The sequence below is a fragment of the Calderihabitans maritimus genome, assembly GCF_002207765.1.
GTDB classification, from domain to species: Bacteria; Bacillota; KKC1; order Calderihabitantales; family Calderihabitantaceae; genus Calderihabitans; species Calderihabitans maritimus.
On the sequence record NZ_BDGJ01000126.1, the window covers coordinates 47,887 to 60,677 of the forward strand.

The following is a 12,791-nucleotide window of genomic DNA, read 5'->3' on the forward strand; positions in this document are numbered from 1 at the left end:
CTTTATCTGAAATAATATTAAGTCTTAAACGTAATGTCTACCCTTTCTGGGTAGACAATTATTTTTGGGCGAAATATTAGTACCAAGGAAAACCAATGACTAAAGTAGGGCTAATTTGAATTTGCCGAAGAATTCCCGGGTAAAACCTCTTCTTCCTTAAATATGGAGGCGGGGTAACCTATTTTGGCTAGAGTATAAATTATTTGTTCGACCGTGACCTTTTCGGGAGCATAAGCTATCCGAATTAAAGCCGTGTTTTTTTCAAACATTTGAGCTTCCAAAACGGTTACGCCGTCCAGCCTGGACAGCGCGCCTTTGATTTTGGCTATACATGCTTCGGGTTTTCAGGTAATATTCTGTACATACAGAGTTATGGTTTCTAATTTGTTTTCTTGTCTTTGTTGTTGCCTTTCTGTATGGCCATTCTGTTTTTCTATTTCTTGGCGTACTGGTGATTTCTGCGAGGGTTCCTGCTGTTCGGTTAATGTTTTACTGAAAGTACAACCGTATATTAAAATGGCGAAGACCAGCAGTACAACGCCTATCCATAAAAACTTACCTTTCGCCGTAATCACCTTCTTTCAATAAGGGGTTTTTTTATTTTATGACTGGGAAGTAATGATTGACAGCGAAATAGCCTACCGGCGAAAGGTTTTTATATCTTAACCTGCCGCATGTAAGCCTTTCCTTACGGATAAAATAAGATTAAACGGGGAACAGGAGGTAAGAAACGTGCAAGAAAGAAACATACTGTTGCTGATATTGGGATTGATAGGCGGGTTTCTCATAGGAGCCTTGGTGATAGGCTACTTTAGTCCGCCTTATTATGCTAAACCTTTTCCTCCCGGGGGTCCAGGGCATATGTGGGGAATGATGTACCGCAATGATTCGTTTGACTACATGCATTCGCCTTACGGTAGAGATGAATTTGTAGAAATGATGACCCGTCCAGAAATGAGGGATGTAATGATTTATATGATGAGCAGTCGTGAAATGCGTCAGGCTATGATTGATATGATGCAAGATCCCCGCATGCAGGAAGCCATGGTGGATATTATGAAGGATCCGGAAGCAAGAGGCCCTATGGTAGAAATGATGGCTTTGCCGGACATGAGACAACCGTTAATCGAAATTTTTGCCGATCGCCGCATGAAAGACACTACCAAGGCTGTTTTTAACCATCCCAAAGTTCAACGAATACTGGAAAACGGCGGAACCTAAGAGTTTGCGCCTCTATCTCCCGCGTAGCGGGAGTTTTTTAATGTTTCCGGAGAATGTGACAAAAAAGGGAATCGTTCCGAGAAAAAAGAATGTTATAATTGAAGAAATAATTGAATTATAGCTGCCAGTTATATTGGTAGACGACAAAGGAGGGTCTGTAATGAAATACGTAGTAATTTTGGGCGATGGAATGGCGGATTATCCCATCGAGGAGATAGGTGGAAAAACTCCTCTAGATTACGCCAGAACGCCTAACATGGACCGGCTGGCCGCTTCCGGTAGGATAGGACTGGTCAAAACTGTTCCTGATGGTTTTTCTCCGGGAAGCGATGTGGCTAATCTTTCGGTGATGGGATTTGACCCGAGAAGATACTATACGGGAAGGTCTCCTTTAGAAGCAATAGGCATGGGGGTTTCTCTGAATGATAGTGATATAACTTTTCGCTGCAACTTAGTTACTTTATCTGACGAAGCAGACTACCGCCGCAAAACTATGGTCGATTATTGCGCCGACGAAATTACCACCGCAGAAGCGGCTGAATTAATAGATGAGGTCAACCGCCGTTTAGGAAATGAGGACTTCAGATTCTACGCAGGGGTAAGCTATCGTCACCTGATGGTATGGAATAATGGTCCTCACGAACTAGAAATGACACCTCCTCATGATATATCTGGGCGTACAATAGGTAATTACCTTCCGCGAGGAGAAGGAAGCGATATCTTATTGGAATTAATGATGGAATCCTACGGTTTTTTAGGAGAACATCCTGTCAATCGAGCTCGGATGGAAAGAGGATTAAAGCCGGCTAATTCTCTGTGGTTCTGGGGGCAAGGCCGAAAACCAGTTCTCCCTCCCTTTAGCGAAAAGTTCGGTTTGACCGGAGCAATTATCTCGGCCGTTGACCTTACCAAAGGCATAGGCAAGTGCGCAGGTTTGGAAGCGGTTAACGTTCCGGGAGCCACCGGCAACATCCGTACTAACTTCAGGGGTAAAGCCCTGGCCGCTTTGGAGCAGTTGGAAGCAGGCAAAGATTTTGTATATATTCATATTGAGGCTCCCGACGAAGCCGGACACCGGGGAGAACTGGAAACTAAAATTAAGGCTATCGAAGAAATAGATGAGAAGGTTGTGGGTGAGGTTTGGCGTGGCCTGGAGAAATTCGAATCTTACCGGATAATGGTTCTATGTGACCATTTTACGCCGCTCAGTCTCCGTACTCATGTTGCCGATCCGGTTCCGTTTGCAATTTATCAAAAAGGTTGGCCGGAAAGGAACAACCATGAAATAGGTTTTAATGAACAAAGTGCTGTTTCCACAGGATTAATTATTGAAGAAGGTTATCGGTTAATGGATCATTTTATTAAAGGAGAATTTTAAGGGGAGAAAACCGAGGGCCGGGAAAAAGAAGATAATGCCTAATCCCGGCCCGGATTTTCCGATAATCGATCCAGAAGTCTTTTAATTTGTCGTACTTCCTCTTCGGATAAGTTTTCTAGCACTTTATTATTGGCCCGGACAATTGCCTGTTCCAAAGGGCGTTTAAGTTCCTGCCCCTTGGAGGTAAGAGCAATCCTTACTGTGCGCCGGTCATGGGGGTCCGGTATACGCCGTACCAGACCCTTTTGTTCCATCCGGTCCAAGACGCCGGTTAGAGTAGAGCCGTCTAAATGAAGGGTTTCGGAAATCTGTTTTGGCGTTTGCTGATCTTTATTCCATAAGCAGTTTAATACACCATACTGGGCGGGAGTAACTCCAAATGGTGCCAGCTCTTCGCGAAAAAGGCGGTATACTGCTTGTTGGGCTTTGCTTAGCAAAAAGTTAATACATTCGTGTAGCTCCATAAAATATGGCGTCCTTTCTTCCAATAATTTTTTTAAGCGAGCTTTTTCATTAACTGAAGCATGTTTTTACCCAGTTGGCGGCAGGAGGCGATGGCTAAATGATCTTCCTGAACACCTCGTTTCCAACTGATGTTGTTGCCATCAAAACGGTCAAATAGGGTTCCCATGGCACCGGAAGTTAGGATGCCTTTTTCGGGGTCCCGGTCATCTACTACATATAAACCTTGAGCTCTAAGGAAATGCTCCATAATTTGTAGACAAACTTCCTGTCCCCCGTTGCGCAGACCGGCATGCGTTACAGCAGCTCCAACTTTACCGGCTAGAAAATTCTTGGTCATATGTAACCAACGGGTTCGATCCATGAAATTTTTCATCAAGCCGGTTACATTGGCCCAGTAGACGGGAGAACCTAAGATAATAGCGTCGGCTTTTAACAGTTTGTCGGCCAGTAGAGACATATCATCGTCGGTGATGGAACACTGGGGGCGACGCAGACATTTGTTGCAGGAGAGACAGGGTTTGATGTTATAATCACTCAACTCTACCAGTTCTGTTTCAACCCCTCCTGCTTTCAGTTCGTCCAGTACCGTTTGGAGCATAACTGCAGTATTTTGGCCTTTCCGGTGGCTGCCGTTGATCGCAACTGCTTTCATAAAACCCCTCCTCCAGATCTTTACTTCAATTTTATTGGTCGACAAATAATTTGTCAACAATTAATTTGCATTCACATGAAAAAGTAGAAATATATGGACAGGAACAATAAGAAAAGGGCGGTCGCTTTTTTTAAAAAGCCACTGCTTCGTTGTAAATGCCGTAAAGGACTTAAGTTTAAGGAGACAAGGGCAATCAGCGCTAAGGGGAGAGAATGGCCGAAACCGTAGGTTAAAATCATAGACAATCCTTTAAGGTAGCCATAAGCCGGTATCAGGGCAGTAGTAACAGCTAAAGCCAGCGGAGTGGTACAAGGAGAAGGGGTCAGGCCGAAGAACAATCCTAAGACAAAAGCTGACCAGGAAGGAGGTACAGTGAACGGAGACTGGTAAAATCCTACTACAGTCGGCAAGAAGCGCATGGCAGTACGCAGCGGGGAATAACCCCAAAGGTGCAGGAAGAGAACGAAATAAAGGGTTCCCATTATATTAGGCCACCAGGAGGCCCATCGTTGGGCTAATTGATAAAAAGAAGTAAAAATGGATACCAAAAAAACTAATGACACCAAGAATCCCAAAGTAAATAGAGTAGTTAGAGCGAGAGAATACCATCGCGAGGAATAATTTCTATTTCCCATGTGGCCTATTAAAAGGGGAACCATTCCTAGCATGCAAGGGTTAAAGAAAGCTATGATTCCACCGGATAAGAGAACTAAATACAGGAACCATGACAAATGGGAACTCTGTAGGAATTCATAAAATAAGTGGTCCATAGCTTACCCTCCTTTTACACGTTATAGTAGCTGTATTTCTTGTATGCTCAATATAGAACGAAAAAGAACTAAAAAATTTTGGTAATGATACCTTACCGCTTAAGTTTTTAAAAGGAGTATTCAGGGTGACTGGAGAAAATTTAGCTTCTGGGGAGATAGCTTTCAAAGTTAGAAGTAAGAGAGGTTTCAGGTTATGCCGGAAGAAAAACCTCATCCGGAAAATTTTATTAAATTTCTTGGTACCGGAGGCGCCAGGTTTGTTCAGTTGAAACAACTGCGGTCTTCGGGAGGAACATGGATCAAACTCGGCGACACAAACCTTATGCTGGATCCGGGACCGGGAACTCTTGTGCGTTGCTGGGGCAGTCGCCCGCCATTGGATCCTTCGCAGCTGGACGGGGTTATCTTGAGTCACCGCCATCTTGACCATTCTAATGATCTTAATGTTATGGTGGAAGCCATGACGGAAGGTGGTTTTAGCCCTGGGGGGGTCGTCTTTGCCCCTGCGGATGCGTTAGAAGGACCCGAACCGATTCTTTTTGGATATCTGCGTCCTTTTCTGGATGCTATTTATTACCTTAAAGAGGGGGAAGTTTACCGGATTAAAGAAGTGGAGATTGCCACACCTGTTCGGCATGATCACCCGGTAGAAACTTACGGAATAAAGCTGTCCTATCAGAATTTAACGGTATCATTCATTACTGATACCCGCTACTTTTCTAAACTACAGGAAGTATATAAAGCTGAGATTCTCGTGCTTAATGTAACCTTTGTAAAACCCCGCCATACGGACCTTGCCTTCCATCTTTCTTATGAAGAAGTAGAACCAATTATTAACTCCATTCGGCCTAAAATTGCCGTTTTAACCCATTTTGGCAGTAGTATGCTTATGGCTAAACCTTGGGAATTGGCCAATAAACTGGAGAAAAAGACAGGTGTCAGGACGATGGCGGCTTACGATGGGATGCTGCTTTCTTTGGACGAGTTTCTACGGGACTGAGTTTTGAGGTGGTTAACATGAAAGTTTTTGGTCTAGGCGATTTACATTTGTCTTTCAGCCAGCCCGTCAATCCCCCTCATTGGGAAGACGTAAAAGAACATAAACCCATGGGTTGTTTTGGCAGCCTGTGGGAGAGACATTATCAAAGAATATTTGCTAACTGGCAGGCTACCGTCAGTGATGAAGATGTGGTGCTGGTGCCGGGCGATATCTCCTGGGCGATGAAACTGGGTGAGGCAGTACATGACTTAGAATTTTTAGGTAAACTGGCAGGGAAAATTATTATGGTACAGGGAAACCACGATTACTGGTGGCAGGGGATAAGTAAAGTGCGCAAAGCCTTGCCTCCAAATGCATGGGCCCTGCAGAACGACCATGTAAAGATAGGAAAGACGGCTGTCTGTGGCACTAGAGGTTGGCTCTGCCCCAACGATAACGACTTCTCCGAGCATGATGAAAAAATTTATCGGCGGGAATTGTTACGCCTGAGGATGTCTCTGGAGAGCGTACCTTCAGGAGTAGAAAGAGTAGTGGTGATGATGCACTACATGCCTACTAATGACCGCCATGAAGAAAGTGGTTTCATCGAACTGATGCGCGAATTCGGCATAGCGGTTTGTGTATACGGCCACCTGCACGGCGAAGGATTGTTAAAAAGACTTCCGGAGAAGAAATGGGGCATCAGGTTTTTTCTGGTCAGTGCAGATTTCTTGGAATTTAAACCTCGTTTTCTCTGGGAAGAGTAGAAAGGAGGGGGAAAACCTTGCGATTGGCGGTGTTTGCCGACGTACACGCTAATATTTATGCCTTACAGTCCGTTTTAAAAGATATAGAAAAAAGGCATGTAGATAAAATAATTTGTGCCGGAGATCTAGTTGGCTATGCTCCGTTTCCTAACGAAGTTATAGAGCTGATACAAAGCATGGATATTCCCACGGTAATGGGCAACTATGACGATGGAGTAGGCTTTCACCGGATCCAGTGCGGTTGTGATTACAAGGATGAGCATGCCCGGATGCTGGGGGAAAAGTCTATCCTTTGGACCAAAAAAAATACTACAGAAGCCAATAAAGAGTTTTTACGCAGCCTGCCCAAAGAAATCTGGTTTAAGGCAGGCGGATACCGCTGTCTGGTGGTACACGGGAGTCCGCGGCGTCTCAATGAGTACCTTTACGAAGATACCCCGGAAGATTACCTGAAGGCTTTACTAGAGGAATTTAATGTCGATGTATTGATTTGCGGTCACACTCACAAGCCTTATCACCGCCGGATACAGGGAAGGCATGTAATAAATGTGGGGAGCGTTGGGAGGCCGAAGCACGGCGACCCGCAGGCGGTATATGCCCTCGTGGAAATTACGGGGGAGGTCAAGGTGATATTTTATAAGGTTGATTATGACTATGACAAAACGGCAAAAGCTATAGAAGAATCCGAACTGCCGGATGAATTGGCAGAAGTTATCCGCTGGGGGCGGGAATAAACCAGTGGAAATTTTTTCTAATAAAGGAGGCGAGAACCCGTGAGCGGGCTGACGCACTTTGATGCACAAGGAAGGGCGCGAATGGTAGATGTAAGCCACAAGGAAGATACCGTTCGCGTGGCAGTTGCGCGGGGAGAAATCAGGGTCAGCAGGGAGACTTTTTCCCGGATAAAGGCGGGTAAAATTGGCAAGGGGGACGTCCTGGGAGTAGCGAGACTAGCCGGGATAATGGCCATGAAAAAAACCAGTGAGCTCATCCCTCTTTGTCACCCTATCCAGATCACCGGTACCGAGGTCCGTTTTCGGCTGGATGAAGACGAGAGCAGGGTTTTAATTGAAACTTGGGCAAAAGCTACCGGCCCGACAGGGGTGGAGATGGAAGCTCTGACAGGAGTAAGCGTGGCGGCTCTGACTATATACGATATGTGCAAAGCTCTGGACAAAGAAATGATTATAGGAGAGATTCGTTTAGTAGAAAAAAGTGGTGGCAAGAGCGGTGATTACTTTCGGGAGGGAGAAGAAAAATGGGAAGAATAGTGGCTGTATCTGTTTCCGAAAGGAAGGGACAGAAAAAATCTAATATTTCCAGAGGAGAGCTTGTGCCTGAATTTGGTCTGAAAGGCGATGCTCATGCCGGGCCCGGGAACCGGCAGGTTAGCCTGCTGGCCATGGAAAGCATTGAAAAGATGCGACAGCGGGGTCTGGAGGTTAAACCGGGGGACTTTGCGGAGAACATTACTACTGAGGGGATTGATCTGGTTTCCCTGCCGGTAGGGACTAAAATGCGCATGGGTCCTACGGCTTTGGTTGAAGTAACGCAGATTGGCAAGCAGTGCCATGAACGGTGCGCCATATATTACCAGGCGGGTGACTGTGTGATGCCCCGGGAAGGGATTTTTGTACGCGTGATTAAAGGAGGGTATATCTGTCCGGGTGACATTATTGAGGTGGTCGAGGATGATTAAAGTAGGGATAATTACGGCTAGTGATAAGGGATTTCAGGGAAAGCGCAAGGATGAGAGCTCCGAGGTTATTAAAAGAATGATAGAGAAAATCGGCGGTCGGGTTGAAGCCTATGCGATACTGCCGGACGAGAAGGAGTTGCTGCAGGAGAAGTTGATAGATTTTTGTGATCGCCTGGGATTGGATTTGGTATTGACTACCGGGGGGACGGGATTTAGCCCTAGAGATGTTACTCCGGAAGCAACCCAGGCCGTAGTGGAAAGATTGGTACCTGGTATCAGTGAAGCCATGCGGAGGGAAAGTATGAAAAAGACCCCCAGAGCTATGCTGACCAGGGGAATTTCGGGCATCCGGGGGCGAACCCTCATTGTCAACCTGCCCGGCAGCCCGAAGGCAGTACAGGAATGCCTGGAGGTTATTCTACCGGCTATCCCTCACGGAGTGGAAGTGCTGCGGGGAGAGGTGGAGGAATGTGCTCTTGTTAAGCCGGAACAAAAGTGATAATCTTTAGTACGGCAGGAGGGATAAATAGAGACGGTATTGTTTAGGGAAGAATCAAAGTTGAAAGAACGTTCTAGAGGCAGGTGGGCTTATGAGGGAGATTTACCTGGATAACAGCGCTACTACCCGAGTTGATCCGCTGGTGGTAGAGGAAATGAGCCGGGTCATGCTGGAGAATTACGGGAATCCCTCTTCGCCGCATGGTCTGGGGGTAAGAGCGGAGAAGGCCCTTTCCCGTGCTCGTCGCCAGGTAGCTTCAGTACTGCAGGTAAAACCGGAGGAAATCTATTTCACTTCAGGAGGCACGGAAGCAAATAACTGGGCCATTCGCGGTACGGCCTATCAGCGGCGGGGGAGGGGAAGGCATCTGATTACTTCAGCCATTGAACATGCCTCCGTTCTACATGTTTTTAAAGAACTGGAAAAAGAAGGCTTTGAGGTTACCTATCTGCCGGTTAACCAGGACGGGTTGGTGGAGCCGGATACCCTGGAAAAAGCTTTAAGGCCGGATACCATCCTGGTAAGTATAATGTACGTGAACAATGAAATAGGATCCGTGCAGCCGCTAGAGAGCTATTCTTCTATCCTTAAGGAGAGGGAAGGAATTGTCTTTCACGTGGATGCAGTGCAGGGTTTTGGCAAATTGCCAATTCATCCCCGCGACTTTTTCATCGATCTGCTTACCATAAGCGCCCATAAACTTCACGGGCCTAAAGGAGTGGGGGCGCTTTATGTTCGGGACGCCTTACAAATCAAATCTTTACTAGTAGGAGGAGAGCAGGAAGGGAACCGGAGGGCGGGAACGGAGAACGTTCCCGGAATTGTAGGATTAGGGAAGGCGGCTGAGCTGGCAGCCCGGAGAATGGAGGAAAAAGGGGACTATCTTTCGCGGCTGAAAGAGCGGCTGGTAAGGGGACTTTTGAAAATTCCCGGTACTCACTTCAATAGCCCTGGAGGGGCGAAAGGTTGTCCCCATATTTTAAATGTCTGGTTCGAGGGGATTGATCGGGGAGAAGTACTGGTACATATGCTGGAGAACCGCGGGATTTACGTTTCTACCCGCTCGGCTTGTCATTCGCGAAGGGCGAATCCCAGCCACGTACTGCAGGCGATGAAAAAGAAAGATGAGGCCCTGACGGGGGCTATCCGCATCAGCCTTTCTTACCAGAATACGGAGGAAGAGATGGAAGCGGCTGCGGAAGGGATTACAGAAGCAGTTAAGGAGTTTCGGGAATTGAAGGGGGCTGGTTGATGAAGAAGGTGCTTCTGGTCAGATACGGTGAGATCACATTGAAAGGGAAAAACCGCGCCTGGTTCGAAGACATGTTGCTTAAGAATGTCAAACGGGCGCTGGCAGATTTACCTGAAAGGGAAATAAAGAAAGGCTACGGTCGCCTATACGTGGATTTAAAAGATGACCTTTCAGAGGTCGTTGAGCGTCTTACCCGGGTCTTTGGCATTGTGTCGGTGAGTCCGGCATGGGTGGTGCCTCTGGATTTGGAGGAGATAAAAAAGGCGGCTCTGGCTGAGCTGGAAAGCTGGGAGGGCAGGTCTACATTTAAGGTGGAAACCCGACGGCCGTACAAACAGTTTCCCTTTAAAAGCCCGGAAATAAGCCGACAGGTAGGAGGCTTTTTGCTGAGCCAAACGGACGGGTGGACGGTGGATGTGAACAAACCCGAAGTAGTCATCAGCATCGAGGTACGGCAGGAGGGAGGTTACGTATATTCCCGGGTAATTAATGGACCGGGCGGACTTCCGGTAGGGGTAACCGGAAAAGGAATATTATTGCTTTCAGGGGGAATAGATAGCCCGGTAGCCGGCTGGATGGGGATGAAGCGAGGAGTAGAAATTATAGGCCTGCATTTCTACAGTTTCCCCTTCACCAGTGAACGTTCGAAAGAAAAGGTTCTGGAACTGTGCCGGGTGTTGGCCCGCTACGGCGGAAAAATAAAACTTTATATAAATCATTTTACGGAAATTCAGAAGGCCATAAAAAAATATTGTCCCGAGGAACTGTACGTTACCATCATGCGCCGGATGATGTTTCGCCTGGCCGAGGTTTTGGCCAAAAAAGAGGGTGCTATGGCCATTTTAACCGGGGAAAGTTTGGGGCAGGTGGCCAGCCAAACTTTGGAGAGTATGAGGGTCATCAACGAAGTGACCAGTTTTCCGGTACTGCGGCCCTTGATTGCTCTGGATAAGGTTGAGATAATAGAGTATGCCCGTCGCATAGGGACCTACGATATTTCCATCCAGCCATACGAGGACTGCTGTACTCTTTTTGTTCCCAAGCACCCTGCTACCCGTCCCAAGCCCGAAAAAGTGAAGAAAGCGGAAGAAGGGCTCGATATTTCACGGTTAATAGAGGAATCGCTGGCTAAAACCGAAATTGTGGAAATAGAAGCTCGGCCCGTTTAAAGTCGTACACAATTCACCTGACTGCCTCTTTGGAAACTTACTTTCCGGGGAGGCAGTCTTTTTTTGTTGTCACCTGGGGAAATACCATTGTTGTCACCTGGGGAAATACCATGAGTTCAGATGGAGGTACAACATGGTTAAAGCGTAATGAGCCGACGCCTTTTTATTTTCTACTCGTTCACCGTTTAAAAGCAATTTTTCTATTTGGCAATTTTTGCCATAATCAAGGCAGATATAGACGAGCCCCACCGGCTTTGTGGGCGTTCCACCGCCGGGACCGGCAATGCCGGTAATTCCAATACCTAAAGTAGTGCCCGCCAGATTTCGTACCCCGCTGGCCATAGCTCTGGCCACTTGAGGACTAACCGCGCCGAACTCGGCCAGGAAGTCTCGGGGAACTTTTAATACCTCTTCTTTAAAGCGGTTATCATAGGCTACTACCCCTAAGCGGAAATAGGCAGAACTGCCCGGAACGTTGGTGATTCGGTGAGCTAAAAGTCCTCCCGTACACGATTCAGCTACAGCCAAGGTAATTTTGCGCTGAGCCATGAGCCTTCCTACAGCTGCCTCTAGAGTATCGTTATCTGTGCCGTAGATATATTTAGCTAACCGTTTTCGGATGAGTTCTTCCGCGGCGGCAAAATTCATTTCCGCGACTTTATCTACCGGATCTTCTACGGTTAGCTGCAGATAAATGTCCCCTTCCCGCTCTTCATAAAATAAATTTACCGCCTTTTTTTCTGTTAAGTCTTCCGTTTGGCCTCTTACTGAGGAAAGAGTAATGCCGCAGAGTTTAAACAGACGAGAATACTTCAAAGAAAACCCTCCTTCGCCTCCTAATTCCATTCATGTAAAATAAAGGAAATTTATTAATTCTGAAGAATATATATATAAATAAAATCAAAGGAAAGGGGTGGTTGTTGTTTCCCGGCGAACGGTTCAAACTCTTCTTATCATATTCTGGTTTTTCTTAAGTTTACCTCTCTTAGGTTTCCATAGTCAAACGGTTTCTCTATGGGTTGAAGGAAAGCAGGTTGATGTACTGTTGGTGATAGAGCAAGGCCATGCTCTTATGCCATTACGGGCTGTTATGGAGAAATTTGGTGCCAAAGTGGACTGGAACGCCGAGCTACAGAGAGCAACGGTTTCTTATAACGGGCGACTATTGGAACTAATTATAGATTATCCTTATGCCTATAAAAACGGAGTGCTGTATCAGCTTCCAGCCGGCGCTCGGATTATTGACCAGCAGATATACGCTCCTCTACGCTTTGTGGCTGAAGCTATGAACATGGAGGTAGAGTGGGTGGAAGATGCGCGGTCCATCCATATCCGAGAGAGGGAAGGAGCATCCGGGGGAGCAGGGTTTGATAATGCCGAAGCGCTCCAGGTCTTTAGAGCTGCATCGCAGATATTGTATACGATTGCATGGCAGCGTTTTGCCAGACCTGAGGATTATGTCCGGTATATGGCTATGGCCTGGGAGGAAGAAGTAGCCCATAGGTTTATTCAAGACTGGCTGGTTAAGGATAACAATGGGAACTGGTTTCTTACCGGTTATGAAACCGACTTTCCACCTCCATACTTGATCGTAGGTGGGAGGTTAAAGGAGCAACAGGGCGACAAGGCCATTATTGAGGTTGTTTATATAAACTTTGAAGGAGAGAGAACGATCAATTTTTTCCAATTGACCCGGGAAAAAGGCTACTGGAAATTAAAGGTACCGCGTCCTTGGACTGTTCCTTTATACCTTTAGCCAATTAAGAAGGAAAATTTTTGGAAATGGCGAAGATATAAAGGTAAATCTACTGGAGGCAGAGTGATGGGAAGAAAGTGGACACGGGTTATTTGGTTGGCCTTGCTTTTACTTATAAGTTACGGCGGTATAATTTATTACGCTCTGATTCATCCGCCTCTGGAAATTTCTGATGCAACGTACG

At 46.5% G+C, this 12,791-nt stretch carries 15 protein-coding genes; 11 read left to right on the plus strand and 4 right to left on the minus strand.

Annotated features, from left to right (window positions below; translation table 11 throughout):
- The first annotated feature begins 732 nt into the window (after positions 1–732).
- Positions 733–1,221 carry a hypothetical protein gene (locus KKC1_RS11025; RefSeq protein WP_088554507.1) on the plus strand — a complete coding sequence of 163 codons (489 nt, stop codon included), beginning with the start codon at positions 733–735 and terminating at the stop codon, positions 1,219–1,221.
- A 160-nt stretch (positions 1,222–1,381) separates the two neighbouring features.
- Positions 1,382–2,599 (plus strand): cofactor-independent phosphoglycerate mutase, encoded by a 1,218-nt coding sequence (locus tag KKC1_RS11030; RefSeq protein WP_088554508.1) that lies wholly within the window; start codon positions 1,382–1,384, stop codon positions 2,597–2,599.
- Between the two features lie 38 nt (positions 2,600–2,637).
- Here the strand turns inward: KKC1_RS11030 and KKC1_RS11035 are convergent, their stop codons facing one another.
- The 3 genes from KKC1_RS11035 to KKC1_RS11045 all read right to left on the minus strand — a co-directional run bounded on the left by KKC1_RS11035 (position 2,638) and on the right by KKC1_RS11045 (position 4,486).
- Positions 2,638–3,063, minus strand: coding sequence for a MarR family winged helix-turn-helix transcriptional regulator (locus KKC1_RS11035; protein ID WP_088554509.1), 426 nt, complete (start codon positions 3,061–3,063; stop codon positions 2,638–2,640).
- Between the two features lie 32 nt (positions 3,064–3,095).
- Positions 3,096–3,716: a flavodoxin family protein gene (locus KKC1_RS11040; RefSeq protein WP_088554510.1), complete on the minus strand. Its 621-nt coding sequence runs from the start codon at positions 3,714–3,716 to the stop codon at positions 3,096–3,098.
- Positions 3,717–3,787: 71 nt separating this feature from the next.
- Positions 3,788–4,486, minus strand: a complete 699-nt coding sequence (locus tag KKC1_RS11045) for a cytochrome c biogenesis CcdA family protein (RefSeq protein WP_088554511.1) — start codon at positions 4,484–4,486, stop codon at positions 3,788–3,790.
- A 193-nt stretch (positions 4,487–4,679) separates the two neighbouring features.
- On the opposite strand from KKC1_RS11045, the gene KKC1_RS11050 reads away from it, so the two are divergent.
- From KKC1_RS11050 to thiI, 8 genes are all read left to right on the plus strand, one after another.
- The gene (locus tag KKC1_RS11050; protein WP_088554512.1) at positions 4,680–5,486 is read left to right on the plus strand and encodes an MBL fold metallo-hydrolase; all 807 of its coding nucleotides are present in this window, start codon (positions 4,680–4,682) and stop codon (positions 5,484–5,486) included.
- 17 nt (positions 5,487–5,503) lie between these two features.
- Complete coding sequence (locus KKC1_RS11055) at positions 5,504–6,232, plus strand: metallophosphoesterase (RefSeq protein ID WP_088554513.1); 729 nt, start codon at positions 5,504–5,506, stop codon at positions 6,230–6,232.
- Positions 6,233–6,249: 17 nt separating this feature from the next.
- Positions 6,250–6,966, plus strand: a complete 717-nt coding sequence (locus tag KKC1_RS11060) for a metallophosphoesterase family protein (RefSeq protein ID WP_088554514.1) — start codon at positions 6,250–6,252, stop codon at positions 6,964–6,966.
- Positions 6,967–7,005: 39 nt separating this feature from the next.
- Entirely contained in the window at positions 7,006–7,503 is a 498-nt protein-coding gene (gene moaC, locus KKC1_RS11065) for a cyclic pyranopterin monophosphate synthase MoaC (RefSeq protein WP_088554515.1), read from the plus strand.
- Positions 7,491–7,931, plus strand: coding sequence for an MOSC domain-containing protein (locus KKC1_RS11070; RefSeq protein ID WP_088554516.1), 441 nt, complete (start codon positions 7,491–7,493; stop codon positions 7,929–7,931). The genes moaC and KKC1_RS11070 overlap by 13 nt, the downstream gene beginning before the upstream one ends.
- Positions 7,924–8,430: a MogA/MoaB family molybdenum cofactor biosynthesis protein gene (locus KKC1_RS11075; RefSeq protein WP_088554517.1), complete on the plus strand. Its 507-nt coding sequence runs from the start codon at positions 7,924–7,926 to the stop codon at positions 8,428–8,430. Before KKC1_RS11070 ends, KKC1_RS11075 begins: the two co-directional genes overlap by 8 nt.
- A 91-nt stretch (positions 8,431–8,521) precedes the next feature.
- Positions 8,522–9,682: a cysteine desulfurase family protein gene (locus KKC1_RS11080; RefSeq protein WP_088554518.1), complete on the plus strand. Its 1,161-nt coding sequence runs from the start codon at positions 8,522–8,524 to the stop codon at positions 9,680–9,682.
- Entirely contained in the window at positions 9,682–10,851 is a 1,170-nt protein-coding gene (thiI, locus tag KKC1_RS11085; protein ID WP_088554519.1) for a tRNA uracil 4-sulfurtransferase ThiI, read from the plus strand. Before KKC1_RS11080 ends, thiI begins: the two co-directional genes overlap by 1 nt.
- Positions 10,852–10,944: 93 nt before the next feature.
- Here thiI and KKC1_RS11090 read toward each other — a convergent pair whose 3' ends face one another.
- Complete coding sequence (locus KKC1_RS11090) at positions 10,945–11,667, minus strand: nicotinamide-nucleotide amidohydrolase family protein (protein WP_202820048.1); 723 nt, start codon at positions 11,665–11,667, stop codon at positions 10,945–10,947.
- Between the two features lie 97 nt (positions 11,668–11,764).
- On the opposite strand from KKC1_RS11090, the gene KKC1_RS11095 reads away from it, so the two are divergent.
- Entirely contained in the window at positions 11,765–12,607 is an 843-nt protein-coding gene (locus tag KKC1_RS11095) for a copper amine oxidase N-terminal domain-containing protein (RefSeq protein ID WP_088554521.1), read from the plus strand.
- Positions 12,608–12,791 lie beyond the last annotated feature (184 nt).